Origin of the sequence: Georgenia satyanarayanai, assembly GCF_900116375.1 — a bacterium.
Lineage (GTDB): Bacteria > Actinomycetota > Actinomycetes > Actinomycetales > Actinomycetaceae > Oceanitalea > Oceanitalea nanhaiensis.
This window is the reverse complement of record NZ_UETB01000012.1, coordinates 64,356-88,073: the sequence shown is the minus strand read 5'-3', so window position 1 is coordinate 88,073 and position 23,718 is coordinate 64,356. Positions and strand designations below refer to the sequence as shown.

24 protein-coding genes are annotated in these 23,718 nt (G+C 71.8%); 13 read left to right on the top strand and 11 right to left on the bottom strand.

Features of this window, described 5'->3' with window-relative positions; translation table 11 throughout:
* Positions 1-69: 69 nt before the first annotated feature.
* Positions 70-1,227 (bottom strand): MalY/PatB family protein, encoded by a 1,158-nt coding sequence (locus DSZ44_RS14110; RefSeq protein WP_258369527.1) that lies wholly within the window; start codon positions 1,225-1,227, stop codon positions 70-72.
* 189 nt (positions 1,228-1,416) lie between these two features.
* Between DSZ44_RS14110 and DSZ44_RS18375 the strand changes: the two genes are divergently transcribed.
* Positions 1,417-1,560 (top strand): hypothetical protein, encoded by a 144-nt coding sequence (locus tag DSZ44_RS18375; protein WP_181424651.1) that lies wholly within the window; start codon positions 1,417-1,419, stop codon positions 1,558-1,560.
* Positions 1,561-1,589: 29 nt separating this feature from the next.
* Here DSZ44_RS18375 and DSZ44_RS14100 read toward each other — a convergent pair whose 3' ends face one another.
* The 4 genes from DSZ44_RS14100 to DSZ44_RS14085 form a co-directional block, all read right to left on the bottom strand.
* Positions 1,590-2,396, bottom strand: a complete 807-nt coding sequence (locus tag DSZ44_RS14100) for a hypothetical protein (protein ID WP_110853268.1) — start codon at positions 2,394-2,396, stop codon at positions 1,590-1,592.
* Positions 2,363-2,869 carry a signal peptidase I gene (locus tag DSZ44_RS14095; protein ID WP_110853267.1) on the bottom strand — a complete coding sequence of 169 codons (507 nt, stop codon included), beginning with the start codon at positions 2,867-2,869 and terminating at the stop codon, positions 2,363-2,365. Before DSZ44_RS14095 ends, DSZ44_RS14100 begins: the two co-directional genes overlap by 34 nt.
* Positions 2,870-2,878: 9 nt before the next feature.
* Positions 2,879-3,307, bottom strand: a complete 429-nt coding sequence (locus DSZ44_RS14090) for a hypothetical protein (RefSeq protein ID WP_110853266.1) — start codon at positions 3,305-3,307, stop codon at positions 2,879-2,881.
* 121 nt (positions 3,308-3,428) lie between these two features.
* The gene (locus tag DSZ44_RS14085; protein WP_110853265.1) at positions 3,429-3,722 is read right to left on the bottom strand and encodes a hypothetical protein; all 294 of its coding nucleotides are present in this window, start codon (positions 3,720-3,722) and stop codon (positions 3,429-3,431) included.
* Between the two features lie 67 nt (positions 3,723-3,789).
* On the opposite strand from DSZ44_RS14085, the gene DSZ44_RS14080 reads away from it, so the two are divergent.
* On the top strand, positions 3,790-4,419 hold the full coding sequence (locus DSZ44_RS14080; protein WP_110853264.1) for a dihydrofolate reductase family protein: 630 nt from the start codon (positions 3,790-3,792) through the stop codon (positions 4,417-4,419).
* Positions 4,420-4,522: 103 nt separating this feature from the next.
* Here DSZ44_RS14080 and DSZ44_RS14075 read toward each other — a convergent pair whose 3' ends face one another.
* From DSZ44_RS14075 to DSZ44_RS14065, 3 genes are all read right to left on the bottom strand, one after another.
* Positions 4,523-7,834, bottom strand: a complete 3,312-nt coding sequence (locus DSZ44_RS14075; protein ID WP_110853263.1) for a multicopper oxidase domain-containing protein — start codon at positions 7,832-7,834, stop codon at positions 4,523-4,525.
* The gene (locus DSZ44_RS18985) at positions 7,831-10,431 is read right to left on the bottom strand and encodes an Ig-like domain repeat protein (protein WP_146237565.1); all 2,601 of its coding nucleotides are present in this window, start codon (positions 10,429-10,431) and stop codon (positions 7,831-7,833) included. The genes DSZ44_RS14075 and DSZ44_RS18985 overlap by 4 nt, the downstream gene beginning before the upstream one ends.
* Positions 10,432-10,567: 136 nt before the next feature.
* The gene (locus DSZ44_RS14065) at positions 10,568-11,152 is read right to left on the bottom strand and encodes a DUF8817 family protein (RefSeq protein WP_110853261.1); all 585 of its coding nucleotides are present in this window, start codon (positions 11,150-11,152) and stop codon (positions 10,568-10,570) included.
* 106 nt (positions 11,153-11,258) lie between these two features.
* Here DSZ44_RS14065 and DSZ44_RS14060 point away from each other — a divergent pair, with 106 nt between their 5' ends.
* The 7 genes from DSZ44_RS14060 (at position 11,259) to deoC (ending at position 17,884) form a co-directional block, all read left to right on the top strand.
* Positions 11,259-12,188, top strand: a complete 930-nt coding sequence (locus DSZ44_RS14060; RefSeq protein WP_220035209.1) for a ribokinase — start codon at positions 11,259-11,261, stop codon at positions 12,186-12,188.
* Positions 12,185-13,207, top strand: a complete 1,023-nt coding sequence (locus DSZ44_RS14055) for an ABC transporter permease (RefSeq protein ID WP_110853259.1) — start codon at positions 12,185-12,187, stop codon at positions 13,205-13,207. Before DSZ44_RS14060 ends, DSZ44_RS14055 begins: the two co-directional genes overlap by 4 nt.
* Before the next feature lie 32 nt (positions 13,208-13,239).
* A complete protein-coding gene (locus tag DSZ44_RS14050) occupies positions 13,240-14,271 on the top strand; it encodes a substrate-binding domain-containing protein (protein WP_110853258.1) in 1,032 nt (343 codons plus the stop codon).
* A 3-nt stretch (positions 14,272-14,274) separates the two neighbouring features.
* Positions 14,275-15,813, top strand: coding sequence for a sugar ABC transporter ATP-binding protein (locus DSZ44_RS14045; protein WP_110853257.1), 1,539 nt, complete (start codon positions 14,275-14,277; stop codon positions 15,811-15,813).
* 1 nt (position 15,814) lies between these two features.
* Positions 15,815-16,294, top strand: a complete 480-nt coding sequence (gene rbsD, locus DSZ44_RS14040; protein ID WP_110853256.1) for a D-ribose pyranase — start codon at positions 15,815-15,817, stop codon at positions 16,292-16,294.
* A gap of 101 nt (positions 16,295-16,395) precedes the next feature.
* Positions 16,396-17,124, top strand: a complete 729-nt coding sequence (locus tag DSZ44_RS14035; protein WP_110853255.1) for a GntR family transcriptional regulator — start codon at positions 16,396-16,398, stop codon at positions 17,122-17,124.
* Between the two features lie 85 nt (positions 17,125-17,209).
* Positions 17,210-17,884 carry a deoxyribose-phosphate aldolase gene (gene deoC, locus DSZ44_RS14030; RefSeq protein WP_110853254.1) on the top strand — a complete coding sequence of 225 codons (675 nt, stop codon included), beginning with the start codon at positions 17,210-17,212 and terminating at the stop codon, positions 17,882-17,884.
* Here deoC and DSZ44_RS14025 read toward each other — a convergent pair.
* Both DSZ44_RS14025 and DSZ44_RS14020 read right to left on the bottom strand, forming a co-directional pair.
* The gene (locus DSZ44_RS14025; RefSeq protein ID WP_110853253.1) at positions 17,878-18,870 is read right to left on the bottom strand and encodes an RNA polymerase sigma-70 factor; all 993 of its coding nucleotides are present in this window, start codon (positions 18,868-18,870) and stop codon (positions 17,878-17,880) included. The genes deoC and DSZ44_RS14025 overlap by 7 nt on opposite strands.
* A gap of 24 nt (positions 18,871-18,894) precedes the next feature.
* Positions 18,895-20,091 (bottom strand): NAD(P)/FAD-dependent oxidoreductase, encoded by a 1,197-nt coding sequence (locus tag DSZ44_RS14020; protein ID WP_110853252.1) that lies wholly within the window; start codon positions 20,089-20,091, stop codon positions 18,895-18,897.
* Between the two features lie 174 nt (positions 20,092-20,265).
* On the opposite strand from DSZ44_RS14020, the gene DSZ44_RS14015 reads away from it, so the two are divergent.
* The 4 genes from DSZ44_RS14015 (at position 20,266) to DSZ44_RS14005 (ending at position 22,845) form a co-directional block, all read left to right on the top strand.
* On the top strand, positions 20,266-21,282 hold the full coding sequence (locus DSZ44_RS14015) for a zinc-dependent alcohol dehydrogenase family protein (protein WP_110853251.1): 1,017 nt from the start codon (positions 20,266-20,268) through the stop codon (positions 21,280-21,282).
* A gap of 92 nt (positions 21,283-21,374) precedes the next feature.
* Positions 21,375-21,497, top strand: a complete 123-nt coding sequence (locus tag DSZ44_RS18850; RefSeq protein WP_258369525.1) for a hypothetical protein — start codon at positions 21,375-21,377, stop codon at positions 21,495-21,497.
* 20 nt (positions 21,498-21,517) lie between these two features.
* On the top strand, positions 21,518-21,964 hold the full coding sequence (locus DSZ44_RS14010; protein ID WP_146237564.1) for a hypothetical protein: 447 nt from the start codon (positions 21,518-21,520) through the stop codon (positions 21,962-21,964).
* Positions 21,965-22,284: 320 nt separating this feature from the next.
* Positions 22,285-22,845: a DUF421 domain-containing protein gene (locus tag DSZ44_RS14005; RefSeq protein WP_110853249.1), complete on the top strand. Its 561-nt coding sequence runs from the start codon at positions 22,285-22,287 to the stop codon at positions 22,843-22,845.
* Positions 22,846-23,161: 316 nt separating this feature from the next.
* Here DSZ44_RS14005 and DSZ44_RS14000 read toward each other — a convergent pair whose 3' ends face one another.
* Positions 23,162-23,689 carry a DUF305 domain-containing protein gene (locus tag DSZ44_RS14000; RefSeq protein WP_110853294.1) on the bottom strand — a complete coding sequence of 176 codons (528 nt, stop codon included), beginning with the start codon at positions 23,687-23,689 and terminating at the stop codon, positions 23,162-23,164.
* Positions 23,690-23,718: the final 29 nt, after the last annotated feature.

Below are 23,718 nucleotides of genomic sequence, written 5' to 3'. Positions count from 1 at the left end.
GACCTCGGAACGGTGGCCTCCCAAGGGCGAGGCTCACCGCATTCTCGTGGACGGGGTCCGTGCCGCTGGTCAGCGACCGATCACTGCTGCGCGCATCCGCTCCAGCGCCTTGCGCAGGACCGGGCGGGGCATGGCGAAGATGAGCCGGGCGAACCCCTCGCCGGCTGCTCCGCAGAGGTTGCCGTCGGTGAGGGCGACGCCGGCTTCGCGGCGGAAGAACTGGGCCGGTCCGCCGGGGAGGTCGAGCTCGCGGCAGTCGAGCCAGGCGATGTAGGTGCCCTCGACCGGGCTGATCCGCAGGCCGGGGATCTGGTCGACCATGTCGACGAGGAGGTCCCTGTTGCCGCGGAGGTAGGTGACGACGTTGTCGAGCCAGTCCTGGCTCTTGTCGTAGGCGGCGACGACGGCGCGGCCTCCCAGGAGGCCGACCGTGTCCCCGGCGTCGGTGGCGTACGGGGCGAAGGCGGCGACGTCGTCGTCGTTGGACAGGATCATCTGTCCGCACTTGAGGCCGGGGATGTTCCAGCCCTTGGAGGCGGCGACGGCGGTGATGGTGTGGCCGGCGGTGCGCGCGTCGAGGGAGGCGTAGGGGAGGTGGGGGAGGTCGTCCAGGACGAGCGGGGCGTGGATCTCGTCGGAGAAGACGCGCCCGCCGTGGCGGTCGACGACCTCGGCGACGTCGGTGAGCTCGTCGCGGGTGAGGACCCGGCCCACGGGGTTCCAGGGGTTGCACAGCACCAGCAGGCCGGCGCCGGCGGCGAAGGCGGCGTCGATGGCGTCGAGGTCGAGGCGGTAGCGGCCGTCCTCCTCGAGGATCGAGGGGACCTCGATGACCTCGCGGTTCAGCGCGGGCACGACGGTGAGGAAGGGCATGTAGGCCGGCGTCGGCACGATGACGGGGGAGCCCGGCGGGGTGAAGCGCTGGATCGCGATGCGCATGGCGGACAGGACGTCGGGCAGGAGGTGGACGTTGTCCTCGGGGACCTGCCAGTCGAAGCTGCGGGCCAGCCACCCGGCGGTGGCGCGCTTGGCGGCGGCGCGGTCGGCCGCCGGGAGGTAGCCCATCGCCTGGGTGTCGGCGGCCGTGCGGACGACGTCCGCGACGGCGGGTGGGACGCCGAAGTCCATCTCCGCGACGAAGGCACCGATCGCGTCGGGGAACATCGTCCACTTCGTGCTGCCCGCGGCGCGGAGCTGGTCGACGGTGATCTCGTCGAAGGGGTGCACTGGTCCTCCAGGGTGGCGCGGTCGGGGCGGGTGGTCTGTCACGAGGCTAACGGCGCGGCGGAGGCGGTCGGCGCGGCGGTCGCTCCTCGACTCACCGAGGGGTGCCGAGCGTGCGGCGGCCCCGAGTTGTCGGCTAGTGTCGATGACGTCGGCGTCACGGGCGGCGTCGACACGGGCGGAGGGGCGACCGTGAGTAACGACGTTGACGATCACACCGCGACGATGCGGGCAGTGCCCCGGTGGCGCGAGACCTTGGTGACCGAGCACGCGGCGATGCAGGCACGGCTGAGGCAGGCCATCGAGGCGGACGAGGAGCACGGCGAGGCCGTGTGAGCCCTGGGGGCTCCTGCTGCCGTCGGGGCTCAGGGGCAGTGGAGGAGGACGCTGTTCGGGTTCGCGTAGATGTTCACCGTGGGGTTCCCCTGGAGCTCCGCCTCTCGCACCGTGGTGGAGTCGACGAGGTGGAAGTTGTTGTGCATGGGCCGCCCGCCGATCGTGACGGTGCGAGGCGTGCGGGCGCAGTCGAGAGCGGACGTCCTCGTGAGGCTGGTTCGGATGTCCAGCAGCTCCTTCGTCGTCATGAAGGCAGACGTGGAGAGGTCCACGGTGAGCTCCCAGCGCACCGGCGTCGTGGACGTGGTCGAGATGAGCAGCGTGCGCTGCCAGTAGTCCGGCCAGTTGGTCCTCTTCGAGACGCTCACTGCGCACCCGACCTGCGGCGCGTCAGGCGTGCGGCAGGTGAACGTGGGGAAGTCGGAGATGCGGGCCGTCGTCGGCATCGGCCAGGTCCTCACGGTGACCACGGCCGTCGGTCGCGCACCGACGGGAGCGGGGAGCGTGACGGTCAGCGCGCCACCCTCGTGCGGGGTGACCGCGTCGACGTGCCGGGTGGTGCCGGCCTCGTGGAGCCACAGGCGCATCGGGAGACCGCCACAGGCGGCGGGGAGGCCGGAGACCGTGAGCTGGGTCCGGCCGACGGCCCCGATGACCTGCACGTCCGCCTGGGCGCACTTGCGCACGACGTCCAGACTCGCCGTCGTCGGCGGCGCGAGGGCCAGCTGGCTCGCGTGGGCGATCCCCACCAGCGCCGTGGTGACGAGCGCGAGGACCCCGAGCGTGGCCAGCCAGCGCCGGATCACGGCGCGCCGTCCGGCGCTCGGCGCGGCCACAGCCACAGCCCCGCGCCGAGGAGCAGCAGCGACGCCCACACGCGCGCGTCGGTGAGGGAGGACAGTGCGCCGCCGACCTGCGGCAGCCGCATCACGACCTTGCCGACGACGTCGTCCTGGGTGACGTCGAAGGGGTCGCTCCAGTCGTTGTTGTCCCCCCGGAGCTCCAGCTGCTCGCCGTCCGCCCCGACGATGCGGTGGACCACGCGCGCGTGCGGGGCCACCTGGGGACGGAAGACGACGACGTCACCCACCTGCGCCTCGCGGACCCGCATGACGACGACGAGATCGCCCCGCTCCATGGTCGGCTCCATGGAGTGGCCGGAGACGATGATGCCGCCGAACAGGCCCCCGAGGCTCACCGGCCACAGGAGCACCACCGCCGTGGCGAGGGCCACGGAGCGCAGGACGCTGCCGGCACGCGGCCGGACGCGGCGGCGCGTCCGCGGTGGTGCGGTGGCGACGAGCGTCATGGCGGCGGCCTAGCCGGCGGGCTTGTGCATGGTGAGCGCGACGTCGGCAATGGTCTCGGCCTTGACGCCGCTGCCCAGGGGGACGGAGAGCGTGGTGCCCGCGACGGTGCCGGTGCCGAGCTCCGTCCAGGTCGCTCCGGAGGCGGCGGTGCGGACGGCGACCTCGTAGGTCGTGTTGACGCATGTCGCCGAGATGCCCGAGAAGGAGAGGGCGTCCACCGACCACGGGGCAGCCGCGGCGGCCGCCTCGAACTCGGGCGCGGCGAAGGTCACGTCGATGGCGCCGCTCTGGCAGTCCGCCTCCACCGTGACCGCGCCGGCCTGGAAGGTGCCGCCCCAGTCGAGGTCGAGCTCGGAGGCCGCGGCCAGCCCGAAGCCCGCGAGGCCGGCGGCGATGAGAAGGCCGGGAAGGATGAGACGACGCTTGGGCTGGGACACGGTGTGACTCCTCGGAAAGGCTGCCGACGTTGGCACGGCGCTGGTGAAGAAGGAGGGGAGCCTGGCCCCCCATCTAAAGTGCAGTATGCCCTCATCCTTTCGAATGAGGTCGTGAATCGCGTCACGTGTTGCCGTTGGTCGTGGGGCGCCGCCGCCGGACGTCGCGCGCCGGGAGCCACAGCCCGATCGTCTGGCGCCGCACGTCGTGCAGCTCCACGAGGACCGAGCGCGAGGTCCACGCCCACACGACGGTGTCGATCTCCTCGACGCCGTCGTGCTCCCACACGACGCGCGCCGTCACCGGGACGGGGACGCCCGAGCTGACCTGCGCCCGGCGGTGGGGGATGGGGCGCTCGTTGCGCACGGGCTGCCACGTGGCGGCGTGGGCGTCCCACGCGAGCAGCTCCTGAGTCACACGCTCATCGTGTCGGTGAGGTGTGACGTCGCGATGAGGACCGGGGCCGCGCGCGGTCTGTCCTCGTATGAGCCGAGTCATCGCTGACATCACCGTCTCACTCGACGGCTTCGTCACGGGCCCCGGTGCCGGGCCGGAGAACGGCCTCGGAACCGGTGGGGAGCCTCTCCACCGCTGGGCCTTCTCCGACGATCCCGTCGACCAGCGGATCCTGCGGGAGGGGACCGCCCGCTCGGGCGCCGTCGTCATGGGGCGACGGCTCTTCGACGTCGTCGACGGCCCGCAGGGCTGGGACGAGCGCACCGGGTACGGGGCGGGGGAGGCGGGCACGCCGCCCTTCGTCGTCGTGACGAGCTCACCGCCGACGTCGGTGCGGCTCTCCGGCCTCGACTGGACCTTCGTCACGACGGGACTCGCGGCCGCCGTCGCGGTCGCGCGGGAACGGGCGGAGGCGGCGTCGGAGGAGCAGGGGGAGGAGCTCGACGTCGTCGTCATGGGTGGCGGGGCGACGATCGCCTCGGCGCTCGCGACGGGGCTGGTCGACGTGCTCTCCCTGCACCTGGCGCCCCTGATCCTCGGTGCCGGGACGCCGCTGTTCACGGGCGGCCAGCCGTGCCCCCTCGTGCAGCGCACGGTCACCCCGACGGCGACGGCGACACACCTCGTGTACGACGTCGTCACCTCGGACGACGGCTGACGAGGACGGCACCGTGGTCGACGTGGTGCCGCCCCGCACGTGACCTCTGCCCGGCGCTTGCGCCGTCCGCCTCCCGAGGCGCGTGGCGCGGTGGCAGCCCACCTCACGCCGACGCGTGAGGGCCGCTCCCGTGACCGTGCTCGTGCGGGTCGTGTCCGGCGGACACGACCACCGTGGCGCTGGAGCACGGGCCGTACGTCCCTCGGCCGCCGCCGCCGTACTCGGCCCGCACCCGGTGGTGCCCCTCCTTGAGGTGGTGGAGCACCTGCACGGCTCGGCCACGCCGGTCGAGCCGGACCGGCTCGCCGACCGGTGAGTCGTCGACGACGAAGGTCACCGAGCCGGTCGGCACCGCGCACTCCTTGCTGCGGCCCGAGAGCGGCAGGACCGTCGCCACGAGGATCGTCCCCGCCTTCGCGTCGGGCCGGTCGACCACCAGCTGGACCGCGGCGGTGCGGCGGGCGAGGTCCTGCTCGCGCAGGTAGTCCCGGGCGAAGGCCTCGTCGCCGGTAGCCGCGACGTCGAGCACGCAGTCGTGGTGCAGCGCGCCGTCGGTGACGAGCCGGCACGCGCGCTCGGCCGCCTCCTGCGTCAGCCCGGCCACCGGCGGCTGCGCCCCAGGGACCTCGAACCAGGGCTGCACCCGGCACGGCGGCTTCACCGCGGGCCAGCGCCGGTCGGTGAACGACGCCGTCGACTCTCCCGACCCGTAGACGAACAGGCTCGTCCCGTCGGTCACCCGCCACGCGTCGGCGAAGGTGCGGTACAGCACCTCGTGGCGTGCCCGCAGGCTCCCGGGCATCGGGCCGACCGACGTGCGCGTCGGCAGCATCGGCAGCCAGCTGCCGGCGGCGATCGGCCCCATGATCCCCTCCTCGGCCTGCGTGCGGGAGACGTGGACGTTGAGGTACCACAGGCCGTAGGCGGACCAGAGATGAGGCGTCACCGTGAGCACCGCCTGGTTGGCGTAGTCCACGCGCAGGCCCGTGGCCCCGGTGTCCAGCCTCACGGTGGTGAGGCGGTGCTCCCCGAGGTCGAGCCCACCGCGGGGCGCGCGGACCCGCTCGCCGTCCACGAAGAGCTCCGGCTCGCCCTTCTCACCCGGGCGGCTCTGCTGGTAGGCGATCCGGTGCTCGCCCACGCGCGCCGCCACCGCGGTGTTGAGGCTCACGCACGAGGTGAGGCCGGTGGCCGGGTCGGTCACCGGGCTGGCGGCGCGGACCGGCCAGTGGCGCGCCTGCACCTCCATGCCCTCGTGGTCGCGCAGGAGGACGAACTCCCCGGCGCCCTGGAAGTCGTAGCGGTTCCCGTCGACGGTGTGGACGTGCGGGTCGCCGTTGTCCGCGCCGTCGTCCGGTGCGCCCACCTTGAGCCGGAAGACCGCCTGGTCCACCCGGCCGGCGGGGTCGGTGCCCGTGACGTAGACGTACTCGACGTGGGGCGTCGCCCCGGTGGCGTCATAGCTCCACGACCACGTCCCGCTGCCGGTGTCCACCACCGTCCCGGCGGTGGCGGTGAGGGTGACCGGGGCGCCGTCGGGATGGTGGTAGGTGCCGTGCCGCTGGGCGATCCCGCCCACGGGCGTGTACGCCCAGGACCCGCCGACGTCGACGTGCGGGCGCTCGGTGCCGTCGCCGTCGGAGACGACGAGCTCGCTGATCATCCCCTGGTGGTGGTGGATGAGGATGTGGCAGTGGAACAGCCACCGGCCGAGCGCGCCGCCCATCGTCACGCCGTCCTTGAGGGTGCGCTCGTCGAGCCGGACCCTGAACCGCAGCGTGTACGCGGCCGGGATGTCGACGTTGTCGCGGAACTCGCGGTAGGGCCAGGTGTAGGTGGGGAAGCCGGGCTGCTCGAGCGCGACCGGCTGGACCGAGAACCCGTGGAGGTGGAACGGGTGGTGGCTGCCGCTGAAGTTCGTCACGGTGAGCTCGAGGACCTTGTCCTTCTCGGCCCACCGGGAAGTCACGATGTGCGGTGCGTCGGTGTAGGAGGCGAAGCCCATGAACGAGCCGCTGACGCCGTCGATGCCCGTCGTCCCGGTCACCAGGATGTCCTGGAGGGCGGACCCCGGCTTGGCGGGCGTGAAGGCGGCGGGGTCGAGCAGGGTGTCCGTCGGCGGCCCGAGCGTCTCGACGGGTGCCGGGACGGCCGCCCGTAACGCGGTGCCGGCCGCGATCGTGTAGGTGCTCGGGGCGGGGCCGGTGACCTGGAGGTGCATGACCGGCACGGTGGGCAGCCCCGCCCACAGGCCCCCGTTGCGGCGGAAGTCACGGGTCCACAGGGTGAGCACGCCGCTCGCCGTCGGCGGGATGGCGGCGACGACGTCGGCGCGGCTGCCGGGCGGCAGGAGGATCTCCCCGACGTCGTACTTGGAGTCGTGGCCGTCGACGACCCCGCCCTCGGCGATCGCGGCGTCGAGCAGGCCGCCCTCCCCGCCGACCCGCAGGAGCGGGACGAGCGCCCCGGTGCTCGTCGTGAGGACGAGTCGGAAGTAGCGGCTGATCGCGCAGTTGGCGATCTGCAGGCGCAGGCCCTGGCCGGCGAGGACGTCCATCGTCTGGGCGCCGGGCAGCAGGGCCCCCGGGGCCGTGGGCTGTCCGAGCCGCCCACCGACGGACACCCCGTTGGTGAGCACGGTCTGGCCCTCGTTGTGCTGGCCCGGGCGGAACACGCTCGGGACGTCGCCCGCGGCGTACGGGGCGACGGCCGGGTCCCCGGCGTCGTCGACGGCGGTGGGGAGCTCGCACAGCGTCACCGGTGTCGGGGGCGGCTGGGAGGTGGCGCCGCTGAGCCACTCGGGCCGGTCGGCGAGCGGCAGGGCGGTCGGGTCGGGGTAGGTGGCGGCGTCGTTCGACCCGGGAGCCTTGCACACGGTGATGTCGCTGAGGACCACCTGGCGGGTGTCGGCAGGGCCGGGCAGCACGCCGGCGGCGACGAGGGCCGCCTCGTGCGGGTCGTTGATGACGATCATTCCGTACATGCCGCGGAAGACGTGGCTCGTCGCGTGGTGGTGGTGCGGGTGGTACCAGTACAGGCCCGGCCGGGTCGCGCGGAACGCGTAGAGGTAGGTGCCACCCGCCGGCGCGGGCGCCGGGGGCGGGTGGTGGGAGGCGGGCTGGACGCCGTCCTGGGTGACCTCGGTGCCGTCGGCGGAGTTGGCGAGCTCGATGCCGTGGAGGTGGACGCCCAGGTGGTGCATCTCGTTGACGAGCCGGACGAAGGCCCGGTCTCCCACGTCCATCCGCAGCGTCGGTCCCGGGATGGCCCCGTTGAAGGTCTCGGCGTGGGCCATGACCCCGCCGATGTCCACCATGGCGTGGCGGGTGGCGATCGTCGTCTCCAGCCACGTGGGCGTCGAGGGGTCAGCGTCGACGGCGACGGGCACCTCGTACGGGCTGCCGCCGCTCGTCATCGCTCGTCCGTCGGTGCTGCCGCCGGGCGCTCCTTCCCGGGGCGCTCCTCCTTCTCCGGGGGGCGCTCGTCCGTCCGCTCCTTGACGCTGTGCCGCAGGTTCGGGCTGGTGCTCGAGTGGTACTCGTACTTCCCGCCGCCGGAGTAGAACGCCCTGATGACGTGCCGGCCCGGCTTGAGCCGCAGCGTGGTGCGCACCCGGCCGCCGCCGTCGAGCTCGAGCGGGCGTCGGAGCGGGACGTCGTCGACGACGAAGGTCACCGAGCCGGTGGGCACCGGCCTGCCGGGGACCAGCGCGGACACCCGGGCCGTGACGGCGAGCGCACCGGCCGGTGGCCGCACCTTCTCCGGCGGCCCGTCCGGGGGCATGCGGTCCCCGAACACCGGCGCCTCGAAGCCGGCGATGTCGACCTTGGTGCCGTAGAGCCGCAGCTCCTGCGCGGCCACGTAGCCGCGGGCGAACTCCTCGTCGCCGGTGGTGGCGACGTCGAAGACGCAGTTCGCGTGGAGGTCCGGCTCGGTGACCACCCGGCAGACCATCTCGGCCTTCTCGAGGTCCATGCCCTCGAGGAGGTGCAGCCCGGGCGGGGCCAGCTCCGGCTTGATGGCGTCGCAGGGCGGGCGCTCGCCGGGCCAGTCGCGGTCGGTGAAGGTGTCGGTGGACGTGTCCTGCTCGTAGACGAACATGCTCGAGTGGTCCTCCACCCGCCACGAGTCGGCGAAGATCCGGTACAGGATCTTGTACCTGCCGTGCAGGTCGGACGGCAGCGGGCCGAGGTCGGTGCCGTCGCGCAGCCGCGGCAGCCAGCTCTTGTCGGGGATGTACCCCATGACGCCCTCGTGCGCCGCGGTGCCGGAGACGGCGACGTTGAGGTACCAGACGCTGTAGCTGCCCCAGAACGCGGGGGTGACGGTGACGACCGCTCCGGTGGCGTAGTCGACGCGCAGCCCCTCCTCGCCGGCGGCGTCGAAGACCGAGAGGCGGTGGCGCTCGAGGTCCAGACCGTGCGGCGGAAGGTCGCGGGGCTTGCCGTCGACGAACAGCTGGAGCCGCTTGCCCTCGCGGGTGGGCTGGTAGGAGACGGTGTGGCGGCCCACCCGGAGGGCGACGGCGGTGATGATGCTGACGCACACGGTGAGGCCGCTGTGACCGTCGGTGACGGGGTTCGCCGCGTTCACCGGCGTCTGCCGGACCTGCACCTCGAGCCCGTCACCGCGCAGCAGGGTGAACTCCCCGACGCTCTGGAAGTCGTACCGGGTGCCGTCGACGGTGGTCGTGTGCGGGTCGCCGGTGTACGCGCCGTGGAGGAGGGAGCCGGCGCCGAGCAGGCCCCAGTGGTGACCGAGGAGCTCGTCGGAGTGGAACGCGAACGGGGTCCACTGGAAGTTCAGCGAGGTGTGGCCGGAGAGGTACTCGACCACGGCGGAGCCGTCCGGCGTGAAGGTGAGGTCGGCGTTGACCTTGCCGTCGTAGACCTCCTTGCCCGACCAGCCCCCGGGCAACGTGACGGCGCGGACGCTGAACTCCCCGGGGTGGGCGGCCTGGACCGCGGTCCGCTTGGCGGGGGTGACGGCGGCGAGCAGGTGCCCGATCCGTCGCTTGAGGTTGCGACGGTCGACGGAGTCCCCGGCCGGGAGCGCGGTGTAGTCGGCGAGCAGCTGGTCGATGCGGGTGGCGCTCCACGTGGGCAGGTCCGGCAGCCCGATGGCGGCGAGGTCGAGCGACGCTCCGACGAGGCCGTTGGCGATCGGCCGGTCGTCCGGGGTGCGGGTGTGCTGGTTGATCGTCGTCGCCTTGGCGGTGAACGGACCCAGGCTCGAGCGGCCGCTGAGCCGGCTGCCGAGGTGGAGCTCGAACAGCGCCATCGGCTCGATCGTCGCGGCCCAGATCTCCTCCGGCTGCGGGTCGGCGGGGTGCTGCGGGTTGTTGCCCGCGAGGTAGGTGTCGGGACCGAGGTCGACCGGGTCCCCGATGAGCGGGTCGCCGCGGGTGAACCGCTCGGGGCCCGCGGTCGTGGTGCCGACGACGGCGTCGACCGCCGTGGTGACCGGCTGCGCGTGGCTGCGCAGCACCTCCGGGTTGTTGAGACGGACCACGCGGCCCACCGGCGTCTCGAGGTTCTCCGGCACGTTGCCGACCGGCGGCACGAAGCCCGGCTCGCCCTCCAGCGCCCACGTCCAGCCGGGCGGGACCGCGGCGTCGTTGGTGGCCGTGTACATCGGGTTGCGGTTGTAGGCGGCGTTGTCCGTGGCGAACCGCGCCTCGAACCGACCCCGGAAGTGGACCACCGGGCTGTTGAGGGAGGTCACCGCGAAGCTCGCGACCACGGCGGCGCCGTCGAGCACCTGGATCGTGGTGTCGCCCCGCGCCCCGCTCTGCAGGGTCGAGTGCACCATGACGCTCGACGGCGTGGTGGTGAGGGTGAGGGAGGTCTGTGAGAAGACCAGGCCGGCGGCGTTCGGCGAGGCCTGCACGGTCACCGCGAGGCTGCCGGCGTCCGTCCAGAGCAGCAGCTCCGCCGGGTACGTCGAGCCCAGCGGGGCGATGAGGAAGCCGTCGCCCGCGGTGTTGCCGGCCAACGACATGAGAACGGCCATGGTGATGCCCCTGAGGTCGGTGGAACCGCCCCGTGGGCGGCCGGTTGCCCTGGATCGAGCGTAGGTCCGGGGCCGTCTGGCGGTCGATGTCTCCGAGGGCGTCCGTCCGCGCGCCCGATCGGGCAACCACCGCCGCCTACGCGAGACGCTCCGCGAGCTCGGCGAGGAACTCCCGGGCGTCCTCGAGCGCGGGGTCAGCGGCGTCCGCACGGCGAACCGCCCCGGTGAGGATCTTCTCGGCCTGCGCCGGGTCGCCCTTGCTGTCGGCGATCACGATCGCGTTGAGGAGACTCTCCCGCAGGGGTGAGGACTCACCCGGCGGCTCGGCAGGGCCTGAGCGGCTCATGACCCGGATCCAGTTGCCGGCCGGGTCGACGAGGCTGAACCCGGTCAGGCCGCCGGCGTTCTTTCGGGGCCGGGGCCGCGTGATTCGCGGGAAGCCCGCGACGGGCAGCCTGCCGTACCTGGCCCGCAGGCCGGCGGCGAGGGCGTCGAACAGTGGAGCCGTGTCGTCCACGACCACCCCGCAGGTGCTGTGCGACGCCTCAGGACGGTGGCCGTCCATCCCGTAGTAGTGCAGTGGGAATCCGTGGCCCTCGACGGCGACGTACGGGTTGGGCCGCACCTGCCGGTAGGTGACGCGGAAGCCCAGGGCGGTGAAGAAGTCGGCGATCTCGTCGATGTCACCGCACGGGAGCATCGGGATGACCTGCACAGTCATGGAGTGAGCGTCTCAGCGGGCACGCCCACGCGCACTTTGACAGTGACCAAGGGCACCTTCTACAGTCTCGCCTTGTACAGGGTTGTCCCCAGACAAAGAGGTCCACATGATTACGCTTGTCGGTAGTTACGGGGTCGGCCTCACCATGCGATCGGCGCGCATACCGGTGGCAGGTGAGACGATCTCCGACGGCTCCTTCTCCTCCAGCCACGGCGGCAAGGGGTCCAACCAGGCTGTCGCCGCCGCTCGCCTCGGTTCCTCGGTCGCCATCCTCACCGCCGTCGGTCGTGACGAGTTCGGCGACTCGGCCCTCGAGCTCTGGCGGGCGGAGGGCATCGACGTCGACGCGGTGGTGCGCACCGGCTCCCCGACGATGGTGGGGGTCATCCTCGTCGACGGCGACGGTGAGAACCGCATCGTCATCGCTCCTGGCGCACTCGACGACCTCACCCCCGCCCACGTCGCGAGCTTCGAGCCGGCGATCGCCGCCTCCGACCTCCTCGTCGTCTCCCTCGAGATCCCCCTCGAGGTCGCGGCCGCCGCGCTCGAGACCGCCCACCGCCACGGGGTGCGGACCCTGCTCAACCCAGCGCCCGCCCGGCGCATCCCCGCGGAGGTGTGGCCGTGGATCGACGTCCTTACCCCCAACGCCAGCGAGGCGCGCACCATGCTGGGCCTCGCTCCTGACGCGCTGGCAGCGGACCACGAGCTCGTCGACCGCCTCCGGGATGTCTGCGAGGGCGTCATCGTCATGACGCTTGGTAGCGCCGGTGCCCTCGTCGACGACGGGGAGCGGCGCTACCGCGTCGACCCCGTCCCGCCCCGCGCCGTGGTCGACACCACGGGGGCCGGTGACACGTTCACGGGCGCGCTCGCCCACGCCCTGGACCAGGGCACGGACCTGCCCGCTGCCGTTCGCCTCGCTGCCGCTGCCGGCGCCTACGCCGTCGGCACCGCCGAGGTCATCCCCTCCATCCCTCACACCGAGGAGCTCGACGCCTTCATGAACGCCTCCGTCCAGGCAGGTGCGCGATGACCACCACCGCAGCACCGCCGGCACCCCGTACCGTCTCCACCGCCCGGCCCTCACCGCTCAAGCGCTTCCTCCACGCCCGCGAGGCCAGCACTCTCATCGCCCTCGGCCTCCTGCTGGTCGTCGGCGCGCTCGTGGCCCCCGGCTTCACGGGCAGCAGCAACCTGCTCACCGTCGGCCAGCAGGTGGCCCAGCTCGGCATCATGGCCGTGGGCATGACCTTCGTGCTCATCAACGGCGAGATCGACCTCTCGGTCGGCTCGATCTACGGGCTCGGAGCCATCACCACCGGCCTGTTCATGGCCGACGGGATGGCCTGGCCCGTCGCGTCGCTGCTCGGTGTCCTCGCCGGAGCCCTCGCCGGGTTCCTTAACGGCATCATGACCGTCGGCTTCGGCATCCCGTCCTTCATCGTCACGCTCGGCACCCTGAGCGTGTACCGCGGTCTCGCGCTGCTCATCAGCGGCGGCTCGCCCATCTCCCTGTCCTCCGGCGACCCCGGGGTGGCCGAGTTCAACCTCCTCGGTCAGGGGCGCTTGTTCGGGATCGTCCCGATGCAGCTCATCTTCTTCGTCGTCGTCGCCTTCGTCGGTTACATCGTGCTCGCCCGGTCCCGGTACGGGTTCAGCAGTTACGCCGTCGGCGGCAGTGCCGAGGCCGCGCGGCTCTCCGGCATCAACGCCAACCGCGTCAAGGTCGTCGCCTTCACGATCTCCGGCACGGTCGCCGGTCTGGCCGGCGTGCTCGGCCTGTCGTTCCTCTCCTACGTGCAGGGCGTCACCGGCACCGGGATGGAGCTCACGGTCATCTCCGCCGTCATCATCGGTGGCGCCGCTCTCGCCGGCGGCTCCGGCACGATGCTCGGCACCACGATCGGTGTCCTGTTCATCGGTGTCCTGCAGAACGTCCTCAATCTCCGCGGCATCTCGTCCTTCTGGCAGACCGTCGCGACCGGCGCCGTCATCATCATCGCCGTCTCCGCCGACGCCTGGCTCGGGCGCAGGTCCGGCTCCAAGAAGTAGACCCACCCGCCTCTTCAGACAAGGAAGTCATCATGTCCCGTTCCACCCTTCGTCGTTCCGCCGCCGCCCTGCTCGGTGCGGGCGCCCTCCTTCTCACCGCTGCCTGCGGCGCCGTCACCTCCGGCAACGGCTCCGCCTCCGCCGAGGATGGCGCCGACGGCGGCTTCGCGCTCGCCCCCTACATCCAGGAGGCCGTCGACGCCGGCGAGACGCTCGAGATCCGCCTCAGCTACCACGACCCGTCGCTCGCCTTCGCCGTCCCGATCCGCGAGGGCATGCAGCGCGCCGCCGACGAACTCGGCGTCAACGGCGAGATGATCGGCCCCTCCGGCGGTGACGCCGCCGACCAGGTGTCTGAGCTGCAGACCCTCATCAACCAGCAGGCGATCCACGGCCTGGCCGTGTCCTCCGCGAGCAACGACGCGCTCAAGCCGGTCATCCAGCAGGCCTACGACGCCGGTATCCCGATCATCTCCTTCAACACCAACAACCCCGACTCCCAGCAGATGGGTTTCGTCGGACAGGACCTCGTCGCCTCCGGTGAGGCGCTCGCGGAGGAGCTGCTCACCGTGCTCGACGGCGAGACCGGCAAGGTCGTCGTCTTCTCCGTCGACTCCGGCGCCGGATGGTCCAACGACCGCTTCTCCGGTTTCGAGACGGGCATCGAGGGCAGCGGGATCGAGGTCGTCGGCCCGGTGAACACCGGTAACGAGCCGACCGCCGCCTACAACACCATCGAGTCCACGATGGCCGGCCAGAGCGACGCGCTCGCCCTCGTCTCGCTCGACTGCTGCAGCTTCACCGCCGGTGCGCAGTGGATCGAGCAGTCCGGCAAGGCCGGTGAGATCCACGCGATCGGCTTCGACGTCCAGCCGCAGACGGTCGGTTACCTCGAGCGTGGCGTCGTCGACCTCACGATCAGCCAGGCGCCGGCGGAGCAGGGCTACCAGGCCGTCAAGCTCCTCACGGACTTCCTGAAGGACGGCGTGGAAATCGACGACGTCGACACCGGCGTGCTCGTCGTCACTCCCGACACCGTCGCCGACGTGCCGGTCGAGGGCTGACCGGTGCAGGCCACCGACCACTCCCGGCAGGTCGCCCTGTCGGTCCGGGGGCTCACCCGGCACTTCGGACCTGTGCGCGCCCTTAACGACGTCACGCTCGACGTGTACGACGGCACGCTCACCGCGGTCATGGGTGAGAACGGGGCTGGCAAGTCGACGTTCATGAAGATCCTCGCGGGGCTCGACTCCCCGACGGCGGGTGATGTGGAGGTGCGAGGCACGCCCGTCACACGCTTCGACCCGTCCGTCATGCTGAGCGAGCACCGGGTGGCACTCGTACCGCAGGAACTCGCCCTCGCCGGCGAGCGGACCGTCGCACAGAACATCATGCTCGGGGCCGAGCCGGGCAGCCGGTTCTTCCCGAGCGGCCGGGCGGTCGACGCCCGCGCAGCCGAGCTGCTCGACCGTCTCGGCGAGCGCCTCGACCCCCGCCGTCCCGTGCGTGAGCTCGATGCGGCGACGCAGCAGATCGTCGTCATCGCCCGGGCCCTGGCGCGTGAGGCGCGCGTGGTGATCTTCGACGAGCCGACGGCTGTGCTCTCGCCGGCCGAGTCGGAGCGACTCTTCGCGGTCATCGAGGGCCTGCGTGCCGACGGCGTGACGATGCTCTACGTCTCCCACCGGATCCCGGAGGTCTTCGCGCTCTCCGACCGCATCCACGTCCTGCGGGACGGCCACCACATCGGTGGCTGGGACACCTCGGAGGTCACGCCCGACCAGGTCGTCGGGTCCATGGTGGGCCGAGACCTGTCCTCCGAGCTCGCGCGCTCGGAGACGACCTCGCACCGCGAGAGCGGGCAGGTCCCGCGGCTCGCGCTGCGCGAGGTGCGGGCACCCCGGGTGCACGACGTCAGCCTCGACGTGGCACCGGGCGAGGTGCTCGGCATCGCGGGGCTGCCCGACAGCGGCCGCGTAGAGCTCCTTCGGGCCGTCTTCGGCGCCGATCCGACCGACGGCGGCAAGATCTCTCTCGACGGCGAGACCGTGCGCCACCGGTCTCCCCGGGACGCGATCGCCAACGGCATCGCCTACCTGCCGGGCGAGAGGCGGCACCAGGGGATCTTCCCGACGATGAGCGTGGCCGACAACATGAACGTGCTCACGCTGTCGCGACGCTCGCAGCTCGGCCTGCTCCGTCGCGGCGCACTGCGCGCCGACGCGAAGCAGCGGGCCGAGCAGCTGCGCGTGAAGATCTCCAACGTTGGGCAGGGCATCACCCAGCTGTCGGGCGGCAACCAGCAGAAGGCGCTCATCGCGCGGTGGCTGGCAATCGACCCCCGGCTCATGCTTCTCGACGAGCCGACCCGCGGCGTCGACGTCGGCGCCAAGGCAGAGATCTACGCGGTCTTCCGGGAGCTCACGACGAGCGGCATGGCCATGGTCGTGTCCTCCTCCGACCTGCCCGAGCTGCTCGCGATCACCGACCGCATCGCGGTCATGGCCGCCGGCCACGTCGTCGGTGTCCTGCCGACGGCGACGGCGACAGAGGAATCAATCATGGCCCTGGCCACCGGGGCCGACACACTCAAGGAGAGTGCCTGAAGTGAAGCGGAACGGAATTCTCAACGCCCAGCTGTCCGGGGCGCTCGCGACCCTCGGTCACACCGACCTCGTCATGGTGGTGGACGCGGGCTTCCCGATCCCGAGCACCGCGACCCGGGTGGACCTGGCGATCGCGGAGGACCTCCCGAAGCTCGAGACCGTCCTCGAGCTCGTGAGCAAGGAGCTCATCGTCGAGGGTGTCGTCCTGGCAGAGGACGTCGTCACCCACAACGAGCCGCTCGCCGCATTCGTCCAGGAGACCTTCTCCGATGCTCCGCTGGAGACGCGTACGCACGCCGAGATGCTCGGTGAGATGGCTCAGCGCGCCAAGATCATCATCCGCACCGGTGCCTTCAACCCGTGGGGCAACATCGGCCTCGTGTGCGGCGTGGACGTCCCGCGCTGGTTCGACGAGCCCGGCGTCGTCGTGCCGGACTACTACCAGGACCGCATGCGCGCTGCCGAGTCGCGGACGGACTGAGCGGGATGCCCTGCCTGTCACCACGTGTGACGGTGGTGGGCAGGGCATGATCGTTCACGGCAACGACGCGCGGAAGGAGCCGGCCAGTGGGAGCCGCACCGATGTTCGACCATGAAGGTCCGCAGCCACTGAACGTTCAGGTTTCGGACGTCATCAGGGAGAAGATCATCTCGGGGGAGTGGCAGCCCGACCACCGGCTGAGCAGTGAGCCGGAACTGGCCCAGGAGTTCGGGATCTCCAGAGGCACCCTACGACGGGCGATCTCGACGCTCATCCGCGAGGGCCTGCTCGTGCAGGCGCGTGGTCGCGGGACGTTCGTGACTGCGACCGCCCTGGAGCCCTCCATCGCGCAGAAGCTCACCACGCTGAGCGAGGACTTCGCCCACCGTGGCGAGGAGGTGCGCACGGAGGTGCTGACCATCGACACCATGCGGGCCCCGGCCCCGGTCTCGGCGCTGCTCGACCTGGCGAAGGGACAGGACGTGCTGCACCTCGAGCGCGTCCGGTCCTCCTCGAAGGGGCCGGTGGCCTACCTCGTGAACTACGTCCGGCTGGACGTCGCCCCTGGCCTCGAGAGCGTCGACTTCAGTCACCAGTCCCTCTTCGGTGAACTGGAGTCCCGGCACGGGCTGAAGATCTCCCGCGGTCGTCGCACCTTCAGCGCCGTCGCGGCGACGGCGGAGCTCGCCCAGCGCCTGGGCGTGGTCAAAGGGCACCCCCTGCTGTACCTCGAGCAGATCACCTACCTCGCCGACGGTCGTCCCGTCGAGTACTCCGACGTGTGGATCCACAGCGAGCGCATGCGCGTGACCTCGCTGCTCTCTCGCTGACGTTCGCCCTTTCCCAGCAGTGGACCTTGGTCCACGCCTACTCTAGAGTTGTACATAGTTGTCCATAGACAAGTGGAGTGAAAACATGACCGAGCTCAGCCTCGCCCCCTACATCCAGCACACGCTCATCGACACCGGCGTCACGCGGGACCAGATGGTCGCCCACGCCGAGGAGGCGCTGGAGCACGGCTTCAACGCCGCCATGGTCCCCGGCTCCTGGGTGCCGCTCGTGGCCGACGTCCTGCGCGGGAGCGGCGTCAAGGTGGCCTCCGCCCTCGACTTCCCCACCTGCGGCGTCATGACCCCCGCCGGCAAGGCGGCGGAGGCGGAGGCCCTGGTCAAGGCCGGTGCCGATGAGATCGACTGCGGTGTCCAGGTCGGATGGCTCAAGAGCGGCCGCTACGACGACTTCCGGGACGACATCGCGGGTGTGGTCGCCGCGGGGGTGCCCGTCAAGGTCATGCTCGAGCTGCCGCTTCTCACGGCCGAGGAGAAGGAGGCGGCCGTCGAGCTGTCGATCGAGGCGGGGGCCGCGTTCCTCAAGAACGCGAGCAGCGGCGCCGTCGAGATCGCCAATCCCGCCAGCATCGAGTTCCTCGTGGCGCGGGCGCCCGAGGGCGTGCAGGTCAAGGCGTCCGGCGGGATCAAGAGCCTCGACCAGGCGCGCTCGCTCATCGCAGCCGGCGCCGTCCTGCTCGGCACCAGCGCCGGTATCGAGCTGGTGACGGCCACCGCGGACGAGCTCACCGTCTCCTACTGAGCCGACTCGCCCGACGGGCTCGCGGTGCTTCGGCGCTGCGAGCCCGTCGTCTGTCCGGCCGAAGGTGCAGCGGCCCCCGCGCGCGTGCGCTCGTGCCGCGTGAGAGGGACCTCCTCCTCGAGCCGGCCGAGCTTGTGCGGGTTGCGGACGTAGTAGATGCCGGCGATCCGGCCGTCCTGCACCTGGGCCGCGAAGACGCCGTCGAGCTCGCCGTCCATGGCGACGAGGAGGCCCGGGTGGCCGTTGACGGTCCAGGGCACGGCGGTGAGGACGCCGCCGGCCTTGCGCATGCCGCCGACGAACAGGCGGGCGACCCTGTCGGCGCCGCGGACCGGGTTCGGCACGGCCTGCTTGACGCCGCCGCCGTCGGCCAGGACGACGACGTCGGGCGCGAGGACGTCCATGAGCGCCTGCACGTCGCCGGTCTCGATCGAGACCTTGAACGCCTCGAGTGCCGTGCGCGTCTCCGCCGGGGTCGCCACGCGCCGGGGACGGCGTGACCTCACGTGGCCCCGGGCGCGGTGAGCGATCTGCCGGACGGCCTCGGGTGACTTCTCCACGGCGTCGGCGATCTCGTCGTAGGCGAAGTCGAAGGTCTCGCGCAGGACGAAGACCGCCCGCTCCGTGGGGGCGAGCGACTCGAGGACCACCATGAGCGCCATCGAGACGCTCTCGGCGAGCAGCACGTCCTCGGCGACGTCGGGGGAGGTGAGGAGCGGCTCGGGGAGCCACTGCCCGACGTAGTCCTCCCGGCGCCGCTGCAGGGTCCGCAGCCGGTTGAGGGCCTGGCGGGTGGTGATCCGGGCGAGGTAGGCACGCCTCTCGCGGACCTGCGTGAGGTCCACGTCCACCCACCGCAGCCACGTCTCCTGCAGCACGTCCTCGGCGTCGCTCGCCGAGCCGAGGATCTCGTAGGCCACGGTGAAGAGCAGGGTGCGGTGGGCGACGAAGGCGTCGGTCGCCCCGGTGGTGGACTCATCCTTCACGGTCGACCTCCTTGCCGGGTGTCGTCAGTCTGCCCGGGCCGTACCGGCCGCGGCACGGGACTGGTCGGCGAGGAGCCGTGCGCGGCGGGGGTCCTGGACCGTGGTGACCACGCCGAGCAGTCCGGGCAGGCGAGCGGTCATGCGCAACGACGCGACGTTGCCCGCGGTGATGGTTTTCTTGAACCAGGCGCCGAGCCTGCCGCCCACGTGCGCGGCGATCGCCGTGTCGTCGCGTCGGGCGAGCTGGAGCACACCCGACCGGCGGCCCAGGCTGAGGCACTGGCCGGTCACCGGCACCGAGAACGGTGCTGGGGCGCGGCCGGCGGCGCGGCACAGGACGGTGTCCGCCGCGTGGACACCGAGCGGCAGGGCGGCCGCGCAGCACATCCGGTAGGGCGCGCCCGACGGCGCGGCCGCGTCCCCGGCAGCGACGATCCGCTCGTCGTCGACGCTGGTCAGGGTCTCGTCCGTGAGGAGCCGCCCGACCTCGTCGGTGCTCAGCCCGCTGCGCGCGGCGAGGTCCGGGACACCGAAGCCCGCGGTCCACACCGTGACGGTGGCGGGCAGCTCGCGCCCGTCCGCGAGGTGCACGGAACCGGGGCCGACGGCGGTCACGGCGACGCCGTCGAGCACGGAGACGCCGAGCCGGTCCAGCTGCTTGTGGACCTGGCGGCGCGCCGACGGGTGGAGGTAGGGGCCGAGTTCTGTGGCGGTGACCAGCGAGACGGGCCGGCCGTGCTCGGCGAGCTCGGAGGCAGTCTCGAGCCCGGTGGCGCCGCCTCCCACGACGACGACCGGTGCCGCCGGTCCCGCAGTGTCGAGGGCCGCGTTGAGGGCGGTGGCCTCCTCCAGCGTGCTCAGGGGGAAGGCGTGCTCGCGGACCCCCGGGACGGTGGCCGGCGCGCTGTGGCTGCCGACGGCGTAGACGAGGTAGTCGTACAGGACCCGGCCACCGCTCGCGAGCTCGAGCGTCCGTGCCCCGGCGTCGATGCGCGTCACGGCGTCGACGGTGAGCCGGACGGTCGGGGCGAGGACCTCGGCGAAGTCGAGGACGGCCTCGTGCGTGCCCACCGTGCGCTGGTGCAGCCGGATGCGCTCGACGAAGCTCGGCCGCGGGTTGATGAGGGTGACCTGGAAGTCGGGGTCGGTCGTGAGCCGGTTCGCGGAGATGACGCCGGCGTACCCACCGCCGACGACCACCACCTGAGTCGTGTCTGTCATCGCTTCTCTCTCCTCGGTCTCGCAGGGCCTGTACCCACGAGACACCGGCGGGGCGGGGAACGTGACAGGGGAGTGGCGAGCCGCGCTCGGTGCCGGGTGCGCCGTCGTCGTCCCGCTTGTGCGGTCGCGCCCGGGAGGTGAACCTGACAGACCAAGCCGACACCGAGGAGCATCATGCGCGCAGTAGTCATGCACGGGGCCCGTGACGTCCGCGTCGAGGACCTGCCCATGCCGACCATCGAGGAGCCGACCGACGCCGTCATCCGGCTCGCCGCCGCCTGCGTGTGCGGCTCGGACCTGTGGCCCTACCGCGGCGCCGACGAGACCCGGGAGCCGCGGCCCATGGGGCACGAGTACGTCGGGGTGGTCGAGGAGGTCGGCTCCGCGGTGAGCAACGTCAAGGTGGGGGACTTCGTCGTGGGGTCCTTCATCGCGTCGGACAACACGTGCGAGCTCTGCCGCTCCGGCTACCAGGCGGCCTGCGTACAGCGCGTGGGCATGGGCGGCTCCCAGGCCGAGTACCTGCGTGTGCCGCTCGCCGACGGCACGCTCGTCGCCACGCCCGGTGAGCCCGCCCCTGACCTGGTTCCCAGCCTGCTCGCCGCCTCCGACGTCCTCGGCACCGGCTGGTTCGCCGCCGCCGCGGCACAGGCGGGACCGGGCAGGACGGTCGCCGTCGTCGGGGACGGGGCGGTGGGGTTGCTCGGCGTCCTGGCGGCGCGGGAGATGGGCGCCGAGCGGATCATCGTCTTCAGCCGGCACGCCGACCGGCAGGCGCTCGCGAAGGAGTTCGGCGCGACCGACGTCGTCACCGAGCGCGGCGACGAGGGCGCGGCCGCCGTCAAGGAGCTCACCGACGGGCTGGGGGCGCACTCGGTCATCGAGGCCGTCGGCACGCAGGAGGCGATGCTCCAGGCCATCAAGGCCACCCGGCCCGGCGGGCACGTGGGGTTCGTGGGGGTCTCCCACGGCGTCGAGATCCCCGGGAGGCTGCTCTTCGGCTCCCACGTGCACCTGCACGGCGGGCCGGCGCCGGTGCGCCAGTACCTGCCCGAGCTCATCGACCTCATCTGGAACCGGCGCATCGACCCGGGCCGCGTGTTCGACCTCGAGGTGCCCCTCGAGGACGCCGCCGAGGCGTACCGGGCGATGGACGAGCGCCGCGCGATCAAGGCACTGCTGCGGGTCTGAGCGCCCGGAGTCCCTCGCGCTCGCGGGGATGGCGGCCACTACCCCCGGTCCTCGCGCGCAAGGAGGCCGCCATCCAGATCAAGCATCACCTCGTGTTCGACGCCGTCGACCAGGACGTGGAGAGCCGCTTCTGGGCAGGGGTGCTGGGAGGGGCCGTCGAGGCCGACGGCGACCGGCACGAGGCGCACGAGCACGTCAGGGCGCGGTTCCGATAGGTGGATGTGGAGGGCTCATGATGGATTCTCGACGCTTCATTCGGGCGATCCAGCTCGCGGTGGCGTTCTTCTCGATGGCGGCGGTGGCCATCTTGCTGCTGACTGCGCAGTACGCCGCAGCTACAGGTGTGGGCGCGGCAGGCGTGGTCCTTCTCGTCTTCACAGTGGGTTTCCAACGGCGATCACTCCTCGCCGGTGGAGAGGAGTCTGCCGGTGGAGAGGAGTCTGAGGACCGTCGGCGGCACAACCTCGAGCTGGTCCTCCGGCTCGGTCACCTTGTGGCAGCCGCCGGAGTCCTGCTGATCGCGGTGGGCGCAGTGCTGGCAGTGACAGGCGCCGGAGACCGCGAGCTCGCCACCACGATGACCGTGTGGGTGGGGCCGTTCACCCTCGTCGCGGCACTCGGGTTGTACAGCGCCTACAGCGTTCAGAAGCGGGAGCACGGGGCCGCGACCGGCGGGCGGTAGCGAGATCGCGTGTCACCGCGCGGAAGCCGAGCGCAGCGTGCAGGTCGAGCGATGGCCGGTTCATCGCCTGCAACGCTCCGTCCGTGAATTCGCTGAGTTGCCGCTCCCCGTCCTTCGCGCGTCGTGGCTCGTCGCCGACGTCCCCGACCATCCGTGCACCGCAGGAGAGGGGACCGCGACGTGGCGCCGTCGTCGTCGAACGGACTCCTGCGCGGACGGGGCCGCGGTGTGGACGGGTGCTGCGCACCGCCGCGGGCCGGCCCGACGGGTAGCGTGACGCGTTCGGAGATGCCGGGGTGCGGAGCGGTCTGGGAGGCGCGATGGACGTGCAGGAGCTGGTGGGAAACCTCGGGATCTCGGCGGGCGCGGCGGTGTCGGTGGTCGTGTCCACGACGGTGCTCTACCTGAGCTTCATCGTGCTCACCCGTTCGCTCGGTCAGCGGGTGCTGGCCGGCTTCTCCGGCTTCGACATCGTCGTCGTCATCGTCCTCGGTGCCGTCCTGGGCCGGGCGATCCTCGGCCACAGCCCCACGCTGGCCGCCGGCCTCATCGCCGTGGTGACGCTCCTCGCGCTCGAGGGAGCGCTCGGGTGGATGAGCTCGCGGCCGCGCTGGGAGCGACTGGCCAACAACGCGCCCGTGCTCCTCATGGCCGGGTCCGAGGTGCTGTGGAGGGAGCTGCGGCGCACGCACGTCACCGAGAGCCAGCTGCGGTCCCGCCTGCGGCAGGCCGGGATCCGCAGCGACGCGGAGGTGGCCGCCGTCGTCCTCGAGCCGACCGGCACACTCAGCGTCCTGCGCCGGGGGGAACCCATCGCTCCGGCCATGCTCGGTGGCGTGAGAGGGGCGGAACGGATGCCCCCGGGGCTGCTGGGAACCTGACACCTCGGGGTGCGACGACGCCGTGGTGAAGGCCCAGGCAGAAGGGGTGCACCAGTAAGGCGCGCCGTGGTACTAATGGCGGCGTTGGCATCGGGCGGTGTCAGTACCCGGACGGGAGGGCAATCCCATGGGCACTCAGCGAGATCACCTGGTCGAGACCGCGACCAGTCGCACGGAGTCGGCCAGTCGCACGGAGTCGTGGCGAGACACGCTGGCGGCCAAGTACGAGATGCAACAGGCCGTGCTTCGCTTCACGATCAGCGAGTTCGGGGACTCCGAAGAGTTCCTCTGACGAGCCAGCAGGAGAGCGCGGGCGTCAGCCACCGCTGCAGTCCCGCTCGGCGGGTTCGGTGAAGGTGGGAACGGGCCGGGCCTCGGCCTCCGCGGCGGTCGTCGCCGGGCCGTTCTCGGCGATGTCCTCGATGAGCCAGTCCATCTCCATGATCTCGCGGCGCTGGGCCTCGCTGATCTCCACCGCCAGCTCGCACACGCGCACGTCCTCGAGCCCGGCGCGTTCGGAGCGCGTGATCGCCAGTGAGTGGTGCGGGATCATCGCCTTCATGTAGGAGGAGTCACCCACCGTCGCCTGGCTGCGGTCCAGCGCTGTCCCTCCGCCGAGCAGGACGAGACTGGCCACGACGACGATGACGTTCGCCTTGGTGCTCCGGTACATGTTGAGCATCCACGCGAGCATGACGAGCCCCATCGCGCCGCCCATGGTCACGGCCATGAACACGCGGCTCTGGCTGAAGCGCACGTGGCCCCACTCCCACGTGCCGACGAACATCACCCAGTACATGACCACCATGGCCGTCAGCAGCATCGCGCCGAAGCGCAGGTACATCCGTCCGGAGCCGGGGTGTCCACCGCCGT